The organism is Maribacter huludaoensis, from assembly GCF_029350945.1.
Lineage (GTDB): Bacteria > Bacteroidota > Bacteroidia > Flavobacteriales > Flavobacteriaceae > Maribacter > Maribacter huludaoensis.
On record NZ_JARKMS010000004.1, the window covers coordinates 57,676 to 82,096 of the forward strand.

The 24,421-nt window shown below is 36.3% G+C and carries 17 protein-coding genes; 10 read left to right on the top strand and 7 right to left on the bottom strand.

Annotation, left to right across the window (positions count from 1 at the left end):
* Positions 1-2: 2 nt before the first annotated feature.
* On the bottom strand, positions 3-2,435 hold the full coding sequence (locus PXC01_RS12570) for a TonB-dependent receptor (protein ID WP_276472647.1): 2,433 nt from the start codon (positions 2,433-2,435) through the stop codon (positions 3-5).
* Between the two features lie 191 nt (positions 2,436-2,626).
* Between PXC01_RS12570 and guaA the strand changes: the two genes are divergently transcribed.
* Genes guaA through PXC01_RS12590 form a run of 4 tightly spaced genes read left to right on the top strand, consistent with a single transcriptional unit; the run spans position 2,627 to position 7,301 of the window.
* Positions 2,627-4,159 (top strand): glutamine-hydrolyzing GMP synthase, encoded by a 1,533-nt coding sequence (gene guaA, locus PXC01_RS12575; protein WP_276472648.1) that lies wholly within the window; start codon positions 2,627-2,629, stop codon positions 4,157-4,159.
* Positions 4,160-4,169: 10 nt separating this feature from the next.
* The gene (locus PXC01_RS12580) at positions 4,170-6,371 is read left to right on the top strand and encodes a LysM peptidoglycan-binding domain-containing protein (protein ID WP_276472649.1); all 2,202 of its coding nucleotides are present in this window, start codon (positions 4,170-4,172) and stop codon (positions 6,369-6,371) included.
* Between the two features lies 1 nt (position 6,372).
* Complete coding sequence (locus PXC01_RS12585; RefSeq protein WP_276472650.1) at positions 6,373-6,777, top strand: OsmC family protein; 405 nt, start codon at positions 6,373-6,375, stop codon at positions 6,775-6,777.
* Positions 6,765-7,301 (top strand): DUF922 domain-containing protein, encoded by a 537-nt coding sequence (locus tag PXC01_RS12590; RefSeq protein WP_276472651.1) that lies wholly within the window; start codon positions 6,765-6,767, stop codon positions 7,299-7,301. Before PXC01_RS12585 ends, PXC01_RS12590 begins: the two co-directional genes overlap by 13 nt.
* A 179-nt stretch (positions 7,302-7,480) precedes the next feature.
* Here PXC01_RS12590 and PXC01_RS12595 read toward each other — a convergent pair whose 3' ends face one another.
* Entirely contained in the window at positions 7,481-8,350 is an 870-nt protein-coding gene (locus PXC01_RS12595; protein ID WP_276472652.1) for a hydroxypyruvate isomerase family protein, read from the bottom strand.
* A gap of 48 nt (positions 8,351-8,398) precedes the next feature.
* Here PXC01_RS12595 and PXC01_RS12600 point away from each other — a divergent pair, with 48 nt between their 5' ends.
* The 3 genes from PXC01_RS12600 to yidC all read left to right on the top strand — a co-directional run bounded on the left by PXC01_RS12600 (position 8,399) and on the right by yidC (position 12,252).
* Positions 8,399-8,641, top strand: a complete 243-nt coding sequence (locus tag PXC01_RS12600) for a DUF3820 family protein (RefSeq protein ID WP_276472653.1) — start codon at positions 8,399-8,401, stop codon at positions 8,639-8,641.
* Between the two features lie 50 nt (positions 8,642-8,691).
* Positions 8,692-10,329 (top strand): CTP synthase, encoded by a 1,638-nt coding sequence (locus PXC01_RS12605; RefSeq protein WP_276472654.1) that lies wholly within the window; start codon positions 8,692-8,694, stop codon positions 10,327-10,329.
* Between the two features lie 69 nt (positions 10,330-10,398).
* A complete protein-coding gene (gene yidC / locus PXC01_RS12610) occupies positions 10,399-12,252 on the top strand; it encodes a membrane protein insertase YidC (RefSeq protein WP_276472655.1) in 1,854 nt (617 codons plus the stop codon).
* 247 nt (positions 12,253-12,499) lie between these two features.
* Here the strand turns inward: yidC and PXC01_RS12615 are convergent, their stop codons facing one another.
* Positions 12,500-14,527 carry a fasciclin domain-containing protein gene (locus PXC01_RS12615; protein WP_276472656.1) on the bottom strand — a complete coding sequence of 676 codons (2,028 nt, stop codon included), beginning with the start codon at positions 14,525-14,527 and terminating at the stop codon, positions 12,500-12,502.
* A 305-nt stretch (positions 14,528-14,832) separates the two neighbouring features.
* On the opposite strand from PXC01_RS12615, the gene mnmA reads away from it, so the two are divergent.
* Entirely contained in the window at positions 14,833-16,023 is a 1,191-nt protein-coding gene (mnmA, locus tag PXC01_RS12620) for a tRNA 2-thiouridine(34) synthase MnmA (RefSeq protein WP_276472657.1), read from the top strand.
* A gap of 153 nt (positions 16,024-16,176) precedes the next feature.
* Positions 16,177-17,118 carry an NAD(P)H-dependent flavin oxidoreductase gene (locus tag PXC01_RS12625; RefSeq protein ID WP_276472658.1) on the top strand — a complete coding sequence of 314 codons (942 nt, stop codon included), beginning with the start codon at positions 16,177-16,179 and terminating at the stop codon, positions 17,116-17,118.
* Position 17,119: 1 nt separating this feature from the next.
* Here the strand turns inward: PXC01_RS12625 and PXC01_RS12630 are convergent, their stop codons facing one another.
* The gene (locus PXC01_RS12630; protein WP_276472659.1) at positions 17,120-20,548 is read right to left on the bottom strand and encodes a DUF7133 domain-containing protein; all 3,429 of its coding nucleotides are present in this window, start codon (positions 20,546-20,548) and stop codon (positions 17,120-17,122) included.
* Between the two features lie 195 nt (positions 20,549-20,743).
* Here PXC01_RS12630 and PXC01_RS12635 point away from each other — a divergent pair, with 195 nt between their 5' ends.
* Entirely contained in the window at positions 20,744-21,679 is a 936-nt protein-coding gene (locus PXC01_RS12635) for a 3-keto-disaccharide hydrolase (protein ID WP_276472660.1), read from the top strand.
* Positions 21,680-21,737: 58 nt separating this feature from the next.
* Here the strand turns inward: PXC01_RS12635 and PXC01_RS12640 are convergent, their stop codons facing one another.
* The 3 genes from PXC01_RS12640 to PXC01_RS12650 form a co-directional block, all read right to left on the bottom strand.
* Entirely contained in the window at positions 21,738-21,959 is a 222-nt protein-coding gene (locus tag PXC01_RS12640; RefSeq protein ID WP_276472661.1) for a putative signal transducing protein, read from the bottom strand.
* Positions 21,960-22,024: 65 nt separating this feature from the next.
* Entirely contained in the window at positions 22,025-23,407 is a 1,383-nt protein-coding gene (locus PXC01_RS12645) for a sensor histidine kinase (protein ID WP_276472662.1), read from the bottom strand.
* 246 nt (positions 23,408-23,653) lie between these two features.
* A complete protein-coding gene (locus tag PXC01_RS12650; RefSeq protein ID WP_276472663.1) occupies positions 23,654-24,367 on the bottom strand; it encodes a pirin family protein in 714 nt (237 codons plus the stop codon).
* Between the last annotated feature and the right edge of the window lie 54 nt (positions 24,368-24,421).

The window sequence follows — 24,421 nt, forward strand, 5'->3', positions numbered from 1 at the left end:
TCTTAAAATTTGAATATATAATTTACTGAAGGAATTAAAATTAGTACAGAAGTTCTTGTGAGTTCTTTTTCTTCTGTTCCATTAGGGTCATTGTAATTAGGATATTTGGTGTCTACGGTATAAATAAACGGGTTTTGTCTTGCATAGGCATTATATAATGAAATAGCCCATGTGCGTTCCCGTCCTTTCTTTTTCTTTTTATGAAATTGCCATCCTAAATCTAGCCTATGGCTTGTTTCTCCCCTAAAGTTATTTCGTTGCGTTGTAATATCTTGTAAACCTCTATTGAAAAAGTTAGAACCGCCAATAGGGAAATTACCTCCAATTCTTTGTAAATTGGGTAAGGTGTAGTTGTTACCCGTAGATAAGACCCAAGTAGCAGAAAATGTAAATCTATCACTAGGTTTATAAATACCCACCGCAGAAATGTCATGTCTTCTATCATAACGGTCATAGAATTTATTACCAAAGTTCAGTTCGTCAAATTGTCTTTCTGACCATGAAAGTGTGTAACCTAACCAACCTGTTAGCTTGCCTGTTTGCTTTCTAAAAAGTATTTCTGCACCATAGGCCCAACCTTCGCCGGCGGTAATATTCTCTTCCCAATCTAAGTCTGCACCAGATTCTAGATTATCTAACGCTAAGAATGATGCGCCCTCTTTGTAAGCAATAATATTATTCATGTTTTTATAATATCCTTCAAGGGATAGGGAATAATCTTTTTCAAAAAAATCTTTGGCAATACCTACGGCAAATTGCTGGGAAGTTTGTGGTTTTACGTTATCTGTTGAGGAGACCCATAGATCTGTAGGTAGTCCAATTCCAGAGCTAGATAATAAATGAATGTATTGATTCATTTTAGCATAAGAAGCTTTTAGTGCCAAATCTGGTTTTAAACTATATGATAAACCCAATCTTGTTTCTGGATTAATATAGTTTGTGTTATTATAATTAAAATAACTTAGTCTTAAACCAAGCGAAGACCTAAGCTTATCGGTTATTTTCCAATCATCTTCTATATATAGAGCCCCTTCTAAAGAATTCAGTTCTTCTGTTTTGTCTATATCTTCGGCATACGTATCTTTTAAAAGTACTCGTTGCGGTGTAAAACTATGATTAGTGATTTCTGCTCCAAAACGCAATGTATTTTTACTATTTGGATAATAGTCAAAGCTACTTTTTAGAGTTAGGTCTTCTATGCCAGAACTAGTTTTAAATAAATACTCAACTACATTATCATCATAAGTGTCTGTATATTCATCAGATATTTTGAAGTCGTAATTGCTATATATTAATGACGTGTTGGCAAATAGTTTATCGTTAAGCTGATGATTCCAACGTAATGTAGAGGTAATGTTTCCCCACCCAAGCTTCACTTTTTCATCAGTAAACTGGTCTTTAAATGAACTATAAAATTTATCTCTGCCGTAATAGTTGCTCCAATATAGCTTATCTTTTTCGCTAAAAATATGATGTATTTTAAAGTTTAAATCGGCAAAATAGTAACCGCCTTTACCATTTTCCTCAGAAAGGAACGGTTGGGCCAAAACATCTGCATAGGTGCGTCTTCCGCTAAAAATAAATGATGTTTTACCTTTATTAATAGGTCCTTCTAAAAGCATAGATGAAGATATAAGACCAATATTTACTTTACCTGATATCTTTTCTTTATTTCCATCTTTCATGTCTATCTTAATGACAGATGATAATCTACCTCCAAATCTGGCAGGGAATCCTCCTTTGAATGCTTCTACGGATTTTATGGCATCACCGTTAAATACAGAGAAGAATCCAAATAGGTGATTTGAATTGTAAACCACTGCATCATCTAGAATAATTAAGTTTTGGTCTGGCGTACCGCCACGAACAAAGAAACCGGAACTTCCTTCAGATCCTGCTTGTATACCGGGTAATAATTGCAATGTTTTTAATACATCTTTTTCACCCAGTAATGCAGGTATATCAGCTACTGTAGATGGGTTGATCTGTATTTTGCTCATTTGGGTGACCTTACTTTCTTTTACTTTACTGTCAGCACTAACTGTAACTTCATCAAGTGATTGCGTGTCTGTTTCAAGTTTAAAATTTAAAGAGAGGTCGTTATTAATTTCTATTTTTTTAATAATTGTAGTGTACCCAATTGTAGAAATGTAAACAGTATGCTTACCTTTTGGCAGTGAAAGTGAATAAAAACCGTAGTCGTTTGTCGTTGTTCCTCTTTTTAACTCAGGAACATAAATAGAAGCACCTAAGAGATTTTCTCCACTACCGCTTTCGGTAATGTAACCACTAATGGTAAAATTGTTTTTTGGTTCTTGAAAATTGTTAATATCTACATTAAAGCGATTTTCGGTAGAACTTGTGTGGGCTACTTTTCCATAAGACTTACAAATAAGTCCTAGGAAAAATAAGCTGTGGTATATCTTATTTTTCAAAAGGCTAGTGTTGTTTATTGATGTTGTCTAAAAATAGGTAGATTTTTCCTACACTGATTGTTAAGAAAAATACAATTCATCTTTTTTTAAGATTTAATGGCCAGTAAGAGAATTTCAATTTTAAAACTATTTGTTAAAAAATATAACTGAAATAAGATGGTTTCAACATTTGGTTTTTGCTATTTTTGCCCATGCAAAATAAAGTCCTGATACTAGATTTTGGTTCACAATACACCCAATTGATTGGAAGACGCGTACGTGAGCTAAATATTTTCTCTGAAATTAAACCTTATAATAAATTACCCGAAGACCTTTCCGAGTATAAGGCCGTGATTCTTTCTGGATCACCTTTATCTGTAAGAGGTGAGGATGCCGTTCACCCGGATCTGTCTGAAATACGTGGTAAAAAACCATTGTTGGGCGTTTGTTATGGCGCACAGTATTTGGCACATTTTCACGGTGGTAGTGTGGAAAAATCCAATACAAGGGAATATGGTCGTGCCAACCTTAGCTTTATTAAGGAAAACGAACCATTTTTTGATAAAGTAGGTACAGGTAGCCAAGTATGGATGAGCCATGCCGATACTATTAAGCACCTACCTGAGAATACAACCTTATTGGCAAGTACCCATGATGTGGAAAACGCAGCCTTTAAGTTTGAGGGAGAAGAAACCTATGCAATTCAGTTTCATCCAGAAGTATATCATTCTAAAGACGGAAAACAAGTACTGGAGAACTTTTTGGTACATATTGCCGGAATGGAACAAACTTGGACCCCAGATGCCTTTGTTGATAAAACGGTTGCAGAGTTAAAAGAAAAAATTGGAGATGAGAAGGTAATTTTAGGATTATCTGGCGGGGTAGATTCTTCTGTTGCAGCAGTATTATTGCATAAGGCGATAGGTAAAAACCTGCATTGCATATTTGTAAACAACGGTCTTTTAAGAAAAAATGAATTCACCGATGTATTGAAGCAGTACGAGGGTATGGGCTTAAATGTAAAAGGTGTGGATGCTTCGGCACGTTTTTTGGATGATCTGGCTGGAGAGAGTGATCCAGAAACCAAAAGAAAAACAATTGGTCGTGTATTTGTAGAAGTTTTTGATGATGAGTCACATTTAGTTGAGAATGCAAAATGGTTGGCACAGGGTACTATTTATCCTGATGTTATAGAATCTGTTTCTGCAACCGGTGGTCCGTCACAAACTATAAAGAGTCATCATAATGTTGGTGGTTTGCCAGATTACATGAAATTGAAAGTGGTAGAGCCTTTGAAGATGTTGTTTAAAGATGAAGTAAGAAGGGTTGGGGCAAGTTTGGGTATAGATAAGGCATTGTTGGGTAGACATCCTTTTCCTGGTCCTGGTTTGGCAATTCGTATTCTTGGGGATATCACGCCAGAGAAAGTGGCTATTTTACAAGAAGTAGATGCCATTTTTATAGACGGATTAAAAAAATGGGATTTATATGATAAAGTTTGGCAGGCAGGTGCCATGTTATTACCTGTAAACAGTGTTGGTGTAATGGGCGATGAGCGTACCTACGAAAAATGTGTTGCGCTTAGAGCTGTAGAAAGTACAGATGGTATGACTGCCGATTGGGTGAACCTACCATATGAGTTTTTACAAAAAACATCAAATGATATAATAAATAAAGTCCCTGGTGTCAACCGTGTCGTATATGATATAAGTTCAAAGCCACCAGCAACAATAGAATGGGAATAGTATGAAATACATGTTCAATCAAATTTACTTAATTGGGTCGTTTTGCTTATTGGTGTCCTGTACGGCAATGGCACAAAAATTCAATACGCATCAAGTAAAATCAGGAGAAACACTAGAAAGCATTTCTAAAATGTACGGAGTTTCAACGTCAAGTATACTTCAGTACAATAAAGAAATCAAAGAAGGTCAAAAACTGAGGTCAAATACGATATTGGTAGTGCCGGGTAAGAAAATAGTAGAGCAAACAAGCGCACCTATTTCCAATACGCCTACGACCATGTCTGCCCAAACAAAAACGACGGTCGTTCAAGATTCGGTTAAAACAAGGGAGCCAATTGGTTATACAGAGCATCGTGTAAAGAAAAAGGAAACTATTTTCGGTATTGCCCAGTTGTATAATATTACGGAAGATGAGCTAAAGAAATATAACCCAAAATTGTATGCTTCGCCACTTCAAAAGAAAATGGATTTACGTATTCCTAAATACCGCGAACCCAAAGTTGCAGAAGTTGTAGAAGATCAAGGTGATTTAGAAAAATACATTGTTGCGGCAAAGGAAACTAGGTGGAGTATTGCCCATAAATATGGTATTACTATTGAACGTATGCTAGAATTGAATCCGGGTCTGTCCGCAGCAAATAACTATTTGTCTGAAGGCTATGAGCTGTTAATGCCCAAAATAGCCGGTAGTACCGTAAAGAACCAGGTAACCCAACTTTATACTTCATACACCGTACCTGCCAAAATGAATTTTTATCGTTTGGAAAAGGAGTTTGGGGTAAAGTCAGATGAAATTGTTCGTTTAAACCCAGAGATAACGGAACGTGGCGGATTAAAAGAAGGTATGGTTATACGTATTCCTGAGCAAAAAGTAGAGACTGGGGAAATTAATACGGATAACTACATTTTTTACGAGGTAAAGCCAAAACAGAACGAGTTTCGATTGACTAGAAAATTCGGGATGACATGGGCAGAGTTGGTAGCCTTGAATCCTGATTTAAAGGACGGTCTAAAGGCTGGTATGGTCCTCAAATTACCAAAAAACAAAGTTGGTGATTTTGAAGTGAGAAATGCCTTGGTTTTAGATAAGGTAAACTTGTTGGATAGCATAAATATTGCCGTAAAACCCAAAGTATTGTTCTTGTTACCTTTCAGGTTAGATAAACTTGACCTTAGTAACAAGGAAGAGACAGAAAGAATTATTGACAATAGAAATAGTTTAAAATACAGCCTTGGCCTTTATTCTGGAGCGTTGGTCGCTATTGATTCTATGAAATCTTTGGGCGTTTCCATAGATGTAAAGACTTTTGATAATCAATTAGATTTAGGTAAAACAAAACAAATTTTACAAGGAGAACAACTTGGAGGGTATAGTGCCGTTTTTGGTCCTTTGGATATGCCTTCGCTTAAAGAAACTGCTGTACAGGCTTCAAAATTTAATGTTCCTGTAATTGCTCCCGTACCTGCCAAAAGTGATTTAAGTTTAGACAATGTATTCTTTTCCTATACTGACGAAGAAGTACTGTGGAAGCATATGTTGGATTATGTAGAGACCAATCATACGATAGAAACGCTTTTAATAATAGCGGATGAGGATAATAGTAAGGAGAAAGATGCTATCCTTAAAAGATTTCCAATGGCAAAAGTGGTCGTTGTAAAAGAAGAGGAGAAAAATATTGGTATCAACAGGGATAAACTACAAACGTTATTATCTGATCAAGTTCCAAATTGGGTGTTTGTAGAGTCTGATAATTATAAATTAATTGCCAGTGTTGTCTCTATTTTAAATTCATTTAACAATACCGCTTTTGATCCTTTGTTAGGTAAAGATAAAGTGAGTGTAAGAATGTTTACGACAGATATGAACTCGGGCTTTGAAAACGATGTAATTTCAAATACACATTTGTCTAATTTAAAATTTACATATCCTTCCGTAAATCGCCAGGTGGCCAATAATTCATTTGTTGAACGTTATAGAAAACGCTTTGGTGACGATCCGGATAAATATGCCGTAAGAGGATTTGACTTAACATATGACCTTTTACTGAAATTGGCTTACAATAACAGTTTGATAGATGTTTCGAGATTTATTGGTGAAACGGAGTATAGCGGTAATAAGTTCAATTACCAAAGAAAAGGTGTTGCCGGGTATTATAACCAGTCTTCTTATATTATGATGATAGACGATTTACGAATTAAAACAATAGAGTAGTATGACATCAAAAGTAACGTACAACGGTGAGTTAAGAACTGAGTGTGTTCATTTAAAATCCAACGATTCTTTTGTTACGGATGCACCAGTAGATAACAACGGATTGGGACAGGCATTTTCACCTACCGATACCGTTGCAACAGGTTTGGCAAGTTGTATGTTGACAATGATGGGTATTAAGGCAAACGGGTTGAAAGTAGACCTGAAAGGTGCTACCGCCGCCGTAACAAAACACATGGCGGCTTCACCTAGAAGAATATCTAAGATTGAAGTAGAAGTACATTTGCCAAAAGATATTTCAGATAAGAATAGAAAAATATTGGTGCACACGGCAAATACATGCCCTGTGCACTATAGTTTGCATCCAGATATAGAGAAAGTAATCACTTATAATTGGGACTTATAAAAAGGGCACATTTCATTTTCTTTTTTCTAACGCTACTGACCATTTTTAATGTTCAGGGTCAAGAAGTGGTGTCATGGGAACCAGATTTTAGATTTACTTGGAATGATTTTAAAGGTGAAGCTCCAATTACCTCAAGGGCTGCAGCAACCACGGCAAGTGGTATAACCTATCGCTTTTCTACATTTTACGAGAATAATGAACTTCAGGTAGATTGTAAAGTGTTTGCCTATTTTTATCCAACAAAATCATGGTACAAACCCGAGCTTTGCAATGAGGTAACCTTATTGCACGAACAGTTGCATTTTGATATTACAGAGCTCTACGCCCGTAAACTGCGTAAGAAATTGGCGGAGACTAAATTTACCAAAAATGTAAAGGAAGAAATTCGTAAAATCTATAAAGCTACCATTCGCCAGCTGAACGACTTCCAAAATAAATACGATTCAGAAACAAATTATTCAAGAAATTTACCGGTACAAAAACGTTGGGCCAAAGAAATAGAAGAGGCTTTAATCAAATCTTAGCTTAATGGTTTGAAAGTGAATTAGTTCGTTAGTGAAATAGTGAAATAGTGAAATAGTCTTTATCAAAAAACAGCAAGCTGTTTTTTGATAAAGAGCACACTAGCACACTAGCACACTAGCACACTAGCACACTAGCACACTAGCACACTAGCACACTAGCACACTAGCACACTAACGAACTACACATCACAAATAGTGACACCTTGTTTTAGAGCATCAATTTTGTTTTCCCAGCTAGGTACGAATTCTTGTGCAACGTGGCCTTTGTAGCCAGTCTTTAAAATAGCCTTCATTACTGCAGGGTAGAAAATTTCTTGAGTTTCATCTATTTCATGTCTTCCAGGGTTTCCTCCAGTATGATAATGACCGTAATATTGGTGGTAATTTTCAATGTTTCTAATAATATCACCTTCCATTATTTGCATATGGTAAATATCATATAAGAGCTTAAAATGTTCAGAACCAATAGCTTCACAAAGAGATACGCCCCATTCAGAAGTATCGCACATATAGTCTTTGTGGTCAACTTTACTGTTCAGAAGTTCCATTTGTAAAACAACGCCGTGCTTCTCTGCCAAAGGCATTAATTTTTTTAGTCCAATGGCACAATTGCGCAATCCTACTAAGTCGTTCATTCCATTTCTATTGCCACTAAAACAGATGAGGTTGGTATAACCAGCCTCGGCTACCAAAGGAATAACACGTTCGTAGTCTGCAATTAATTCATCGTGTAAAGAAAGGTCGTTAAAGCCCTTTGTAATTCCCATGCCGGCGCCCCAACACATAGAGGCATGGATGTTATATTTTTTTAAAAGCGGAAATTCATCTGGTCCTACAAGGTCTATTGATCGTATATCCAGTTCAACTAAATTTTTAAGAAAATCTTCAAAAGGAATGCTTCCATAGCACCAATAACAAACACTATGGTTAATATTGTATTTTAATTTGGCGGTTGCCGAAGTTTGGGTATTGTTTGCCATTGCCGCAGATGTAGTTAACAGACCAACGGACGCGGCGGCCGAGGTACCAATAAAATTTCTTCTTTTCATGTTGTTTTGAGATGTTGATTTTTTAAAGATAATTTTTTAGATTAAAAAATGGAAATTAATCCTGATAAGGAAAAATTAATTGAATTGGCACATTACCGTATGCCATTTGGTAAATATAAGGGTAGGTTTTTGGTAGATTTACCAGAGCCTTACTTGGTTTGGTTTCAACAAAAAGGATTTCCTGATGGTAAATTGGGAGATTTGTTGCAATCTATGCTAGAAATTAAAACAAACGGTCTAGAATCGATAATTCGGAAAATACAAAAACATTTTCCTAAGGAAACCCGTTAAGTTCTCACCTCAATTTGTAACTTTGTGTCCCGTAACATAGAATTCGATACATGGCACAAACCAAATACATCTTCGTTACGGGAGGCGTTACTTCTTCGTTAGGAAAAGGCATAATTGCTGCATCTTTGGCGAAATTACTGCAATCTCGCGGCTACAAAACTACCATTCAAAAACTGGATCCTTACATAAATGTAGATCCTGGAACCTTAAACCCTTATGAGCATGGCGAATGTTATGTTACAGATGATGGTGCAGAAACAGATTTAGATTTAGGGCATTATGAGCGTTTTTTAAATGTTCGTACTTCGCAGGCAAATAATGTTACGACCGGTAGAATTTACCAAAGCGTGATAGAAAAAGAACGTAGAGGAGAATTTTTAGGTAAAACGGTACAAGTAGTTCCGCACATTACAAATGAGATTAAAGAACGTGTTCAAGTACTAGGTAAAAGCGGTGAATATGATATTGTAATTACTGAAATTGGAGGAACCGTGGGTGATATTGAATCGCTACCTTACATAGAAGCGGTTCGTCAACTTCTTTGGGAATTGGGTGATAACAATGCTATCGTTATTCATTTGACCTTGGTGCCTTATTTATCTGCAGCAGGTGAGTTAAAGACCAAGCCAACACAACACTCTGTAAAAACTTTAATGGAAAGCGGTATAAAAGCCGATATTTTGGTTTGTAGAACAGAGCATGAGATTTCTAATGATATAAAAGACAAGCTGGCGCTTTTCTGTAATGTAAAGCGTGAAGCGGTTATACAGAGTATTGATGCATCTACTATTTATGATGTGCCATTGTTAATGCAAGAAGAAGGTTTGGATACTGTAACCTTGCAGAAATTGGCATTGCCTAATGATAAAGCTCCAGACCTAGGTCGTTGGAACGAGTTTTTGGTTAGGCATAAGAACCCAAAAGATGAAGTAACTATAGGTTTGGTTGGTAAATACGTAGAGTTGCAGGACTCTTACAAGTCTATATTAGAGGCTTTTATACACGCAGGGGCGGCTAATGAGGTTAAGGTTGTCGTGAAATCTGTTCACTCTGAATACATTACTGCCGCAAACTATGAAAGCAAGCTAAAAGGACTTGATGCCATTTTGGTTGCACCAGGTTTTGGTGAACGTGGTATAGAGGGTAAAGTAAAAGCTGTTGAATATGCACGTGTAATGAACATTCCGTTTTTGGGTATTTGCTTAGGTATGCAAATGGCGGTTATAGAGTATGCACGTAATGTGTTGAACTTGGCAAATGCAAATTCTACCGAGATGGATGAGGAAACTTCTGATCCAGTTATTAGCATAATGGAAGAGCAAAAAACCGTGACGGATATGGGAGGAACCATGCGTTTAGGTGCGTGGGACTGTGAATTGAAAGATGGTAGCCTGGTGAAGGAAATGTATGATGGAGCATCTCAAATTTCTGAGCGCCACCGTCATAGATATGAATTTAACAATGCCTATTTAGAGCAGTTGGAGAATGCAGGGTTGAAAGCAACAGGTTTTAATAAAGAAACCAATTTGGTTGAAATTGTAGAATTAAATGACCATCCTTGGTTTATTGGTGTACAATATCATCCAGAGTACAAAAGTACTGTCGCTAATCCGCATCCGTTATTTGTAGGCTTGGTCAAGGCCGCTTTAGCGCATAAAAAGGCACAAAGTAATGCCACAATGGCATAAACATGATATTTGGACATATATTTGCTTTCTTAAAAATTCAAAATATTCCCAATTAATTAGAAATACCACATGGAAGAAAAGAAATTTGATGTACAATCCATCATAGGCTTTGTGCTTATTTTTGGAATACTCATCTTTATGTTTTACCAAAATCAGCCAACCCCGGAAGAGATTGAGGCAGAAAAGGCAAAGCAAGAACAGGTAGAGGCTGCGAAGGCATCAGAAAATTCAGAAACTGAAACTGTTATTAATGATGTACCGCAATTAGATTTAAAAGATTCTACTGCAGTTGCCAATTACCAAGGAAAAATTGGTGCTTTTGGTTTTACAAAACCTTCTAACGACATTACTACTTTTGAGAATGAAGTTCTATTACTGAAGATCAGCAACAAAGGTGGGCAGATTGTAGAAGCGAAAATGAAACAATTTGTTACTTATGATTCTGTGCCGGTATATTTGGTAAAAGATGGTAATGCTTCATTTGGTTTAGATTTTGCGACATCTGATAATAGAATGTTGAATACTCAAGATCTATACTTTGAGCCTACAATGTCAAATGACAATGGTAACAAGGTGTTATCATTGAAGGCAAAAACATCTAATAGTCAATATTTAGAATATAGATATGTTATTAAACCGAACGACTATTTGGTAGATTTTACCATTAAGTCTAAAGGTTTGGATAATGTTATCAGTACTAGTAAGCCAGTAACTTTAGATTGGAAGTTAAAAGGTATACGCCACTCAAAAAGTATTGAGTATGAGAATAGGTATACAAGATTGACCTATAATCATGAAGATGGTAAAATTAGCAAATTGTCTGAAGGAAGTGATGATGAGGAAACTGAGGAAGATATAAAGTGGATTTCTTATAGGCAGCATTTTTTTAGTAGTATTCTAGCGGCAGATGAGCCTTTTAAAAATGGTGATTTAACATCTGTAAATTTAGTTGAGGAAGAAAGTAGAACTTTCGGTTTCACAAAAAAGTATGGTTCAAAGTTAGCGGTAGATTTAGAAGGTGGAGAACTATCTAAAGATTTACATTGGTATTTTGGCCCTACTGATGTAGATACCTTATCTAAGTACGAGGATTTAGGTCTGGTAGATTCCATTCCTTTTGGCTGGGGAATATTCGGTTGGATCAACCGTTACTTTTTCACCCCATTTTATAGTTTGATCAGTTCGTATTTTCCTTATGGTATTGCCATTGTAATTATGACCATATTGGTACGTTTGGCAATGTCGCCAGTAACTTATAAGTCTTACCTGTCTCAGGCAAAAATGAAGGTTTTAAAACCGGAAATTACGGAGCTAGGGGAGAAGTATAAGGATAATGCGATGAAAAAGCAGCAAGAAACCATGAAATTGTATGGTAAAGCAGGGGTAAGTCCTATGAGCGGTTGTATACCCGCGGTCATACAAATGCCAATTTTCTATGCACTGTTCATGTTTTTCCCCACATCGTTCGCATTACGCCAAAAACCATTTTTATGGGCAGATGACCTTTCTTCTTTTGATACTATTTATCAATTTCCAGAAGGATTCTCTATTCCATTCTATGGTGATCATGTTAGTTTATTTCCAATTTTGGCTTCTATAGCTATATTCTTTTATATGAATATGACTACGGGTCAGAATATGCCAACGCAGCCAGGTATGCCCAACATGAAATTTATCATGTACCTAATGCCGTTTATGATGTTGTTTTTCTTTAACAATTACGCAAGTGGTCTTAGTTTGTATTACTTTGTATCTAACCTTATTACCATAGGTATAATGTTGGTGATCAAGAATGTTATTATAGATAATGATAAGATCCATGCACAGATACAGGAGAACAAGAAGAAACCCAAGAAAGAAAATAAGTTCCAAAAGAAAATGCGCGAAATGATGGAACAAGCAGAAGCGCAGAAAAAAAATTAAAAATAAACTTCTGATAATAGTAAATAAAAAGCCCTTTCAAATTTGAAAGGGCTTTTGCCATTGGTTAAGGCTTGGTTTGGTAAGATTTGGGATGTTAAAGATGTAATTAAATTAAAGTTTTATAAAAAGTAAGTTGTAAAGGGTGGGTTATTGTATGTTAAAAGAGTCTGTACTGATGTTAGCAGAAATTGGACATAAAAAAACCTTCTAGAATTCTAGAAGGTTTAAAATATGGAGAAATATTTTTTTAATGTAAAGCGTCAATAGCTGCTTGTGGTAAAAGTACCTTGTTGATTACATGTACAACACCGTTGCTAGCCTCAACATCGGCAATAACAACTGATGCATTGTCCTCGCTTGCATCCTCTACATGTACGGTACCGTCTTTAATATTAATACCTACATTTTCACCTTGTACGGTTGCTATAGCTTGGCCATCACTTAAATCCGTAGAAAAAGCAGCTGTTCCAGATACTACGTGAAAAGTTAAAATAGTAGTTAATAATTCTTTTTCAGCTTCGGTATCAAAATCAGCAATACTATTATAATTTTCACCTAAAGCATCCAATAAGGCTACAAAGGCATCATTAGTTGGTGCAAAAACGGTAAATGGACCGTCACCACTTAAGGTTTCAACCAATCCGGCATCTGCTTGCCCTAATGCATCGACCAAAACACTAAGGTCATCTGTATCAACTGCAATTTCAACAATAGTTCTTAGACTCATTGCCGCCAACATGTCTAACACTTCTTGAGGTAAAATTACTTTATCGATAACATGAACAACACCATTGGTGGCAGCAACGTCCGCTAAGGCAACGTTGGCGTTGGTTTCTGTAGCATCCATAATTTCAACTCCATTATCTGTCAATGCAATACTAATAGTTTCACCTTGCACGGTTTCTATAACTTGACCATTGCTTAAATCAGTGGAGTAGGCAGAAACACCCGCTACTACATGATAGGTAAGAATTTTTGTCAATAATGCCTTTTCCTCATCTGTATCAAAATCAGCAACGCTGTTAAAATCATCGCCAAGAGTTTCTAATAATGCTACAAAGGCTGCATTCGTGGGGGCAAAAACTGTGAAAGGTCCCTCACTGTTCAATGTTTCTACTAAGCCTGCATCTGCTTGTATCAATGCTTCTACCAGTAAACTTAAGTCATCGGTTGCAACTGCTGTGTCAACAATAGTCTTCAATTGTAAACTTGTAACAAAATCAATAGCTGCTTGTGGCAATAACACTTTGTCAATAGTATGTGCAACACCGTTAGACGCCATAATATCTACACCTGTAATATTTGCGTTTGTGTCTGAAGCATCACCGATCACAAAAGTATCTCCAGAAGATATTATTTCAACACTGTTGTTCTCAAATGCAGTAGCTACCTGACCTGCGGCCAAATCGGTAGATTTTACTTCTGCGGCAACCACATGAAACAACAATATGTTTTTTAGCAAGGCAATTTCCTCATCCGTATCAAAATCATCAAGGCTATTATAGTCGTCGCCTAAAACTTCTAACAATGCTACAAAGGCATCATCTGTAGGTGCAAATACGGTAAATGGTCCATCAGAACTTAAAGTAGCGACTAAATCAGCCTTAATTACCGCTGCCTCTAAAAGGGATAAAGGTTCAGTAGCTACAACAATATCTACCAATGTGCCATTTTCTTCAGGCATTTCCTCTCCGTTCAAAGCATCTATAATAGCTTGTGGTAGTAATACTTTATCAATAACATGAACAACTCCATTACTGGCCTCTACATCTGCAATAACAACTTTGGCATCGATTTCCGTTGCATCATCGATAAAAACATCACCATCAATATTAATGGTTAAATCTTCACCTTGTACCGTAGTGACCATCATACCGTTAGATAGATCAGAAGAACTAGCTGAAACACCTGCAACTACATGATACGTTAATATTGAAGTTAAAATCGCTCTCTCTTCGTCCGTATCAAAATCTGCCAAAGTATCAAAATCATCTAATTGATTCAATAGTTCGGTAAAGGCATCATTGGTCGGTGCAAAAACGGTAAAAGGACCGTCGCCGCTTAATGTGCCTACTAAATCAGTGCCTTCTGAGTTGTCAGCAGTAGTAAGGGCAGAAACCAAAGAAGAAAGTGCATCTTCTGCCTGTGCCGTTTCAACGATAGTCAAATCATTGGCGGCCATAGGTTCTACATCATCATCGTTACTACAAGACCATGTAATCATGGTAATGGAGAGCAACAACATAAAATTTCTTAGTTGTAACATTTTTTTCATAATTGTGTTTTTAAAGATTGTTTAATTAAAAATGAAAGATGTTTAACATTGTATACTATAAATTACATTTATGATATTAAAACATCTACAATGCTAAAAATACAATAGATATTTATTGTTTAACTAATTTTTAAAAAAGTTTAACAAAATATTTTTAACTCAAAAAAATTACGAATTCAAAAAAAAGGTTTTCAGATATCTGTTTTTACTAAGGTTATTGTTAAAGGTTTACATGAAAAGTGCCGATGTAAAAAAAGAAGGTTTGAATTGAAATTTTGTAATTTTGTTGCGACCAAGATGAAGAGATGAAAAAAGTAGTAATAGGACTTTCTGGGGGAGTAGATTCAAGTGTAGCGGCATACCTTTTAAAAGAGCAAGGTTATGACGTTATTGGCCTGTTTATGAAGAATTGGCATGATGATTCGGTAACCATATCAGAAGAATGTCCGTGGTTAGAAGATAGTAACGATGCCTTGATTGTTGCGGAGAAGTTGGGTATTCCATTTCAAACGGTTGATTTAAGTGCTGAATATAAAGAACGTATAGTTGACTATATGTTCAGGGAATATGAAATGGGGAGAACCCCAAACCCTGATGTGTTATGCAATAGGGAAATCAAATTTGATGTCTTTATGAAAATAGCTATGCAGCTTGGGGCAGATTATGTAGCTACGGGTCATTACTGTAGAAAAGGCACCATCAAAAATACAGACGGTACGGAAACCTATCAGTTATTGGCAGGGAAAGATGGTAATAAAGATCAGTCTTACTTTTTATGTCAATTATCGCAAGAGCAATTATCAAAAACCTTATTTCCCATAGGGGAGTTGACCAAGCCACAGGTGAGGGAAATTGCTGGAAAAATGAATTTGATCACTGCTGATAAAAAAGATTCTCAGGGTTTATGTTTTATTGGTAAAGTAAGATTGCCTGAATTTTTACAACAACAATTAAAACCTAAGACCGGTAAAATTGTTGAGGTTCCTGCCGGGTTTGGTGCTTATGAACAAATAGCGCCAAGTTTCGACGATAAAAAATCAGAGTTGGCCTACTATGCGGAGAAACCGGTATATCATTTAAATGATGGTAAAGTAGTAGGTGAGCACCAAGGGGCACATTATTTTACCAAAGGGCAGCGTAAAGGTCTGCATGTTGGTGGAACAAAAGAACCTTTATTCGTAATTGATACTGATGTTAGTGAGAATATCATTTATACAGGTCAAGGCAAGGCACACCCAGGTTTGTATAGAAGAACTTTGTTTGTAAAGGATGAAGAAATACATTGGGTTCGTGAAGATTTGGCTTTGAAAATTGATGAGAAGTTAGAGGTGAAAGCACGTATAAGATACAGACAAGAACTACAGGAAGCTACCATATATAGAGTAGAAGGTGGTATGTACGTAGATTTTAAGGAAATGCAATCTGCCATTACCGAAGGTCAGTTCGTAGCTTGGTATTTAGAAGATGACCTTATAGGGTCTGGGGTTATTTCTTAAAATATATATGGCGTTATAGGAGGATTCATAATATCTAAATCTGTATCATATTATTCCATAGTAGGTATTAAGTAGAATCAATGCTTGCGTTGAAAACTATAGTAACTATTCATTATAACCCTTTGGTGTTTTCCAGGGTAATTTACCTAGCTCATGCAAAATAGAATTTCTGAACTTTTCAAAATAGAATTTCCAATAATTCAAGGAGGTATGATTTGGACCAGCGGATGGCGATTAGCCAGTGCGGTGTCCAATGCTGGTGGTCTGGGAGTTATTGGTGCCGGTAGTATGTATCCAGGTGTTTTACGCGAGCATATTCAAAAATGTAAAAAAGCGACTTCAAAACCTTTTGGAGTGAATATACCAATGTTGTATCCTGATATTGATAAGTTGATGGATATTATTGTTGAGGAAAACGTCAAAATCGTATTTACATCCGCGGGAAACCCAAAAACGTGGACATCCTTTTTAAAGGAAAAAGGCATCACGGTTGTACATGTGGTCAGTAGTTTAAAGTTTGCTTTAAAGGCACAGGATGCGGGAGTAGATGCCATTGTAGCAGAAGGTTTTGAGGCAGGTGGACATAATGGTCGTGATGAAACAACAACTATGGTTTTAATTCCGGCGGTTAAAGAGAAAATTCATATTCCCCTAATAGCCGCCGGTGGTATAGCAACTGGGAAAGCAATGTTAGCGGCAATGGTCTTAGGTGCAGATGCGGTGCAGGTTGGTAGTAGGTTTGTGGCAAGTGAAGAAGCGTCTAACCATATGAACTTTAAAGAAGTTGTGGTTAAAGCCAAAGAAGGTGATACCCATTTGACGTTAAAGGAGCTTGCCCCTGTTAGACTAGTAAAGAACAAGTTCTATAATGATGTACAAAAAGCCTACGCTACCGGAGCAAATATTGAAGAACTAAAAACTCTTTTAGGAAGGGGGCGTGCCAAAAAAGGTATGTTTTTAGGCGACTTAGAAGATGGCGAACTAGAAATAGGTCAAGTATCTGCGTTGATACATGACATAAAACCGGCTGGTGAAATTGTTAGGGCGCTGATGAAAGAGTTTAATGAGAGGAAAGCAGAACTTTCCTCTCTATAAATTAAACCTCCTTATCTTCCCCTTCGATCACCCGCTTTTTATTTCTCAAAGATCCAAGGTATTCTATAAGATCACGAAGTTCTCTTCTTGAAATCATTCTACCCATTGCAGGCATTGCCGACATGGAATTCTCTCTACTGGCAATTCTCATTAAAGGAACTCTTAAAGGCTCCGCTTCAGAAGTTCTTAGTAGCAATTCTTTGTCATTTTCCTCAATAAGAACACCTTGTACTTTTTGTCCGTCTTTCAGCGTAATGGTTACGGTGCCATAGCCTGGTGCCAAACGTACACTAGGTTCTATAAGCGCTTCTAGCAATTGTTGTCTGTTCAAGATCTTGCCAATATTGTCCAATTTTGGTCCAACCTCTCCACCGGAACCATTTACTGAGTGGCAACGTACACATTGTGCCGTGGGGTTATTGTTGAATACAGATCGCCCGGCCCACCAATTTCCGCCATATAATGTTTCTTGATAAGAATCGGCAGAATAACCAGCCTCCTTAAGTTTGTCTAATTGAGCTATTAATTTTGGGTTTTCGGTTGCGTTTACAGATTCCATTAAATCTAATAATATACCCTGTTTAAGTTGGTCTTTACTGGCTTTATTAATTAAACTAGATAGTAATGCATTGCTGTTTTCTACAGGTAGGTCACCTAAAACATTTAACATTCTTTGTTGTTCAGATATAGAGCCTCTTTTAAATATGGGGTCTACAATATTAGGAAGTTTTTCTTTAGGTATATTTAATTGCGCCAATAGACCTACAGCTGCTGTTCTTACTTCTTCATTGCTGTCTTTCATACCAATGGACATGGCAGTTTCCATTTGTTCGAATTTTAATTGCCCTAAAGTGTTCAATACTGTAGCACGTACATCTGCAGATTTGTTCGATTTAAAGATAGCGTATAACTCATTGTTATAATTGGTAATACCTACTGCACTCAATGTCTTTGAAATACCAATTAAAATTTCAGGTTGGCGTTCATTTAAAAATGAAGGGATATCTTTTCTGATCTTCTCTTCTAGTTGACCGTTTTGCCTAATTATTTCCCCTCTATATCTACCATCTACACGGTCTAAGAGAGAAGGATTGTTCCAAGTTCCCAAGGCGGCAAGAGCCTCGCCACGTAAATCGCTGGAAACACTTTTACGCTTTGCAAAATTGATAAGGAAATCTAGTTGTTCATCACCACCAACGCGTAAAGCTGCATTGATCGCTCTTCTCAATAATGGTTCTGAGGTGAATTTCTCATTATTAAGTGTAGCTGCCAATGCCGGCAATGCAGCCTCTATAGAAAGATCATCGTTTATGGCACGAGCGGCTTCCGTTACTATATACTCATCTTTATCAGATAAAAATATTGAAATATTAGGGTCTTGTAATTTTCTCAAGACAAGAACTGCTGCAATACGCAAACTTCTGTTCTCATTATTAGCAAGCGCTACAATTGGTTCTGCTTTTCCTATTCTTGCAAGAGCCAATACGGCGGCATGTCTTAGGTAAAGATCTTGATCATTATTTGCTTCGATCATTGCCAAAAGTGGTTCAATGGCGTTTTCATGTTTTAATCTTCCTAATGCTTGGGCAGCATAGAACTTAACCCGATCGTTCTGGTGGGTGGTCAATGCTATTAAACTATCGGCAGCTTTCCCGTACCTTACATCACCAAGAACTTTTGCACTTTGCGCAACAATTTCAGGATCTTCGTCACTTAATAGATTTAATAAAGGTTGAGCATCATCAACATCTTTTGCCGCAATTTGCCCAATACCCCATATGGCGTGAATACGTGCAAATTGGTTTTCTTCTTCAGTTAAAGCCTTTTCTAAGGCTCTATATCCCCAAAAAGTTCTTTTGGCAAGTTCAAATTGTGCTTTTTGCCGAATTCTCATATCATCATATGAGAGTAGTTTTATAAGATTATCAGTTTTGTCATCTTCATAATTATGGGTCATTAACCGTTGTGTTTCTAACCTTTCTTGTTCAAGATCATTGGTTTGGTCCGTAACGTCTAATTTCCATACTCTTCCGTAGTTTTTGGTTCCCCAACCATTTACCCAATCGGCAAGGTATAGTGCGCCATCTGGACCAAAATCAATACCTGTAGGCAATACTCCGGATAAGATGGATTCCTCACTCTTTAGTTCAAAAGAGGCACCTTTCGGTTTTAGATCAAAAGACCAAATATGTGATCTGCTGGGGTCACCTACAAATTCTACTAAGAAAAATTTGTCCATCCACTTTTTGCCCAACGCGGTACCAGGGTTATAGATCATTCCCGTAGGTCCGTTATGAAAATTCTGAATAGGAGGTATGATATACGCGGCTTGATCATTCCAACGTGGGGTAAAGAGTTTTTCATCCATCCAAACATTATAGCTATTGTTCTTTGGGTCCGTATATTTTCCATACTGCCAGTTGGCTCTCCACCCAGCATCTGAACCTTCTACGATATGAACCAGGCGTTCACTTTCACCCTTATGGTCACCGTCGTTATCGGAAGAAATAATATTTCCGTAGGCATCAAAAACAAACTCATGCGTATTGCGCAGACCGTGAGCAAAAACCTCAAAATTGCTACCATCTGGGTTACTTCTTACAATTACCCCTTCATTTGGGTACTTATGGTTTTCACCATCAACGGTAGTAATATTTGCACCAATATCACCAATGCCCCAATATATTTTACCATCTGGACCTTCTATGGCACCGGACATACCGTGACCACTAAATCCTATATGTACGGCAAAACCCTCTGCAATACTGGTTTTTTCGTCTAAAATTTTATCGCCATTAGTATCTGTTAAGCGATACATACCTGGACCAATACCAACAAAAATATCATTATCACGTACTAAGAGTGCGCCTGCCACATCATTGATTTCATCACTAAAATCGTTCATGATCTGGGTAGAAATATCTGCAATACCATCATTGTCGGTATCTTGTAACATCCAAATTTCATCTTGTTCAACGGCAAGATCTTGCCAATCGTGAATGCTATCATTATTTAGGTCAGGTAACCATTCATTTTCTTTACTAAGTTCAGGAGCAAAAGTTTTATGAAGAAAAGCTCTTCTATCTTCCACAGATTCTAGGGAGATAGATTCTGTCATCCAATCTCTATGGCCCCTAATATCAAATTCTGAGTTTTTGGCTCTATTGGTACGTGTAATGTATACATTGCCTTCATTGTCAATATCAAGTGCAATGGGGTCTGGAGCTAAGGAATCAGAAGCCCAAAGACTTAGTTCTAGTCCGTCTGCAACTTCAGCAGTAATAGTTTCCCGTGCCAATTTTGCCATTTCAATAAGGTCGGTACTATCTTGTTGAATGGTTAATGGAATTTCAACGGGTTTTTTATTGAAACATGAAACACAAGAAGATAGGGCTATTATCCCTAAAAGGAATTTTCTTAAAAATGTCATTGTTGTTTGGTTGAATTGAAACTTAAATGTAGCGAATAATGGAGATAATTAGGTAAGAAATTGAATAGTTGTTAAGTTATTAACCATATATGATATAGATTTATCAATTTGAAATATAGACGACATTTAAATTCGTGTGATGAAAGTCTAATTAAAAGTTCTGCTATATTTGATTTTTATAAAACTAACAATGATATGAATACTATTAAAACAGCTGTATTTGCCTTACTGATGACTATCGGTTTAACACTTGTACAAGCGCAAGAAGGTCATCCTTTAGAGGGGAAATGGAATTTGACAATTGACCAAGAAGGAAAGAAACTACCTTCATGGTTAGAAATTAGGCACTCAGGTACCAATACATTGATCGGAAGATTTACATATGCTTTTGGTAGCGCAAGACCTATAGCCGAAATTGAAAAGCACGGAGAATTATTTTCTTTTATGATACCGCCGCAATGGGAGCCGGGAGCTGCCAATATGGAATTTGAAGGAAAAATAGTTGGAGAAGGGCTAGAAGGAACCATGATATATGCAGATGGTAAAACATATAATTGGACAGCAATAAAATCACCAAAACTTCCATATTATGAAAATGCAAAGGAAGGGAAGACCATAAAACTTTTTAATGGAAAGAACTTAAATGGATGGGAGATGAAACCAGGCAATCAATGGGCGGTGTTAGATGGTATATTGACCAGTTCTAAACCTGGAGTCAATTTAGTATCTGAAGAAAAATTCAAGGATTTTAAATTGCATGCAGAATTTAGGTATCCTGAAAATAGTAATAGCGGACTTTATTTAAGAGGGCGTTATGAAGTGCAAATAGCTGATAACATTGGGTTGGAACCTTCTTCAATTTATTTTGGAGGAATCTATGGATTGTTGACCCCAAATGAAAATGCCGCTAAGAAAGCGGGCGAATGGCAAACCTATGATATTACGCTGATAGGTAGAAGAGTTACTATTGTAGCAAATGGAAAAACAATTATCTCTAATCAAAATATTGTAGCAATGACTGGTGGAGCTTTAGATAATAATGAAGCAGAGGCCGGACCTATAATGATACAAGGTGATCACGGACCTGTAGAATTTAGAAAATTGGAAATAGTTCCTTTAACCAAGGGATAATTTCAAATTAATATCGGACAATATAAAAAGCCTCTATTTATAGAGGCTTTTTATATAATCAACTATTAAGTTCTGCAATTATGGCCAAAGCTTTTTCTTCTTCATCTTTATTAATGTAGATTTCAACGAGATCGGGCAATGGTGATCCAAAGCCTGCCAAACGTGCAGATTCCTTTTCATCTTTTAGTATAGGTGAGATGTTATTCTCTATTAATGCTAGTTCTATCCGTTTTGCTTCAATAGAATTGCCACCAAATATTTTTATATAATTTTTGTCCATAGTTCCATAATTGAATTGTTCTAAAAATACGAATAATGTTTACTTCGAATTTTAGAAGTATTCTTTTAATTGAGCACTGTAGGCTGTTTTTCATTCTGCTTAAGTTCCAAAGAATTGGTGTTAATCGTAAAATAAAAAGTACTACCATTATTTTCTTCTGACTCTACCCATATTTTACCTAGGTGATGGTCCACTATTTTTTTGCTGCCGTATAGACCAATACCCGATCCCTCAAATTTAGACTGATTGTGTAGTTTATGAAAAGCATTAAAGATTTTAGCTTGTTGCTCTTTAGGTATTCCTATACCGTTATCGGTAACGCTGAAGAGATATTCGTTTTCTTTTTTTTCAGAAGCTATGGTAATTATAGGATCTGTGCCAGTGTTCCTGAATTTTAATGCATTATGGATCAAGTTTTGAAAAAGCATACCTATATCATTAGGTCTTACGGTAATTATAGGTAATTCGCCAATGGTAATCGTGGTATTCGTTTCTTTAATTATTTCTGAAAAATCATCTACCACAAGGCGTACCACTTTAGAAATGTCCACGCTTTCCATTTCGCTAGAATTACCGATTTCGGCATATTTTAAAAGTCCCTCCACCAAATTTGTCAATCTGGTAGAACTACTTTGTAAATGCTTTAAATAGCTGTTGAAATTTGTATAATTAGAAGTGTCATGTTGTTTTTCCAATTCTTTGGCAATAACATTTATATTATTGAGCGGTCCCCTTAAATCATGTGTGACTATAAAAGTAAATTCCTCTATATGTGTATTTTTTAATTCCAGTTCATTGTTCAAAACGGCTAATTTGCTGTTTTGAAGTTTAAGATCATTTTGGGCTTTCTTTAAATTCAATTCGCTTTCTTTTAGAGCTTCCAAATGATTTTCTAAATCTGTAGTGTATGTTCTTGTTTTGTTTTGATCGTACATTCTAAAGGTTAACGATAGCCAGCCCAAACAAGCCAAAAAAGCAAAAATTTCATCAAAAGGTACATCTATGGTACCTAAAATTGGTCCATAAATAGAAATATAAACTGTGGGTACAATGAATGCTAGAATATCAAAGGCGATAATGGCATTGCGTAATTTAGGGTTTCTTCTAAAGCCTATAAAAGCTAAAAAACCCATTGTCGCAAATGCCACTGCTTGACCAAAAAAGCCACCTATCAAAAAAATAAGGGTCATGAACATCACTGGAGGAAACAATGTCATGTAAATTCTGGTTGCACGATGACGTTTTAAGCGGTTTAGTAAAAAGCCTATTGCAAAACCAATAGCTACTATACCTGCTAGAATCTGTTCGGTAGCAGAATGAAATACAAGCGTATAAATGAATACGACAAAGGTGAAAACAGTGGACACAATGGTTATAAGACCAAATTCGTCTAAAAAGTTTCTGCTTTTGAAATTGTTATTTTCTGATGTCGAATTAAGTTTAGACAAGCTATTCAAGTTAGTGTATAGTGACTTTTTTAATTTATTGTATGTATGTTCTATATAATTTTAAAAACTACACTTAAAAATAAATATTTTGTTGTTTACGTTAAATCTGAATTAAAAAATATGTTTAACTGGGGGGAGAGGTTTTAGTGTCAGATTTTACTTAAATATAAGAAAGTGATAGCATTATTAGCTAAAAAAAACTCTTTTTTAGTACATTTTTAGTGATCACTTTTAATGTAAAACGTTTTAAAAAGTCATAGGAACTTCCATAAAAAGGAGCTTGGATTCTTTGTGTACTTTGAAATTAAACGTTGTGGTATCCCAAATTCCAAATCCGTCACGTTTATCAAGTATTTCATTTGCTATTTCTACTTCACCTTCTAAGACAAACATGTATACTCCGTTCTTTTTGTTCTTTAATTGATATGAGTCTGTTTTTCCAGATTCATAGTCGCCAAGATAAAACCATGCGTTTTGATGAATCCATACACCGGCATCATCTGGGCTGGGAGAAAGTATTTGATATAGACTGTTTTTTGTTGCAAGATCCTTAATTGATATTTGATCATATCTTGGGGTAACCTCTTCTTTATTTGGAATAATCCATATCTGTAAAAATTTGACCTCTTTATCTTGGTTCTTATTATACTCGCTATGCGCTACACCTGTTCCTGCACTCATTAACTGCACATCTCCAGATTTTATAACTGTAGAATTTCCCAAATCATCCATATGTTGAAGGTCTCCTTCTAATGGTATAGATATGATTTCCATATTTTTATGTGGGTGAGTTCCAAACCCACGGCCAGCAGCTACCGTATCATCATTTAGAACACGTAGCGCCCCAAAGTTCATACGATTGGGGTCATAGTAATTTCCAAAACTAAAACTGTGGTAAGAATTTAACCAACCGTGATCTGCATGTCCTCTAGAGTTAGATTTATGTACTATAGTTTTCATTCTGCTATTTTTTGATGGTGATTTAGTCGTAGTTTGGTATTAAACATTACCAAA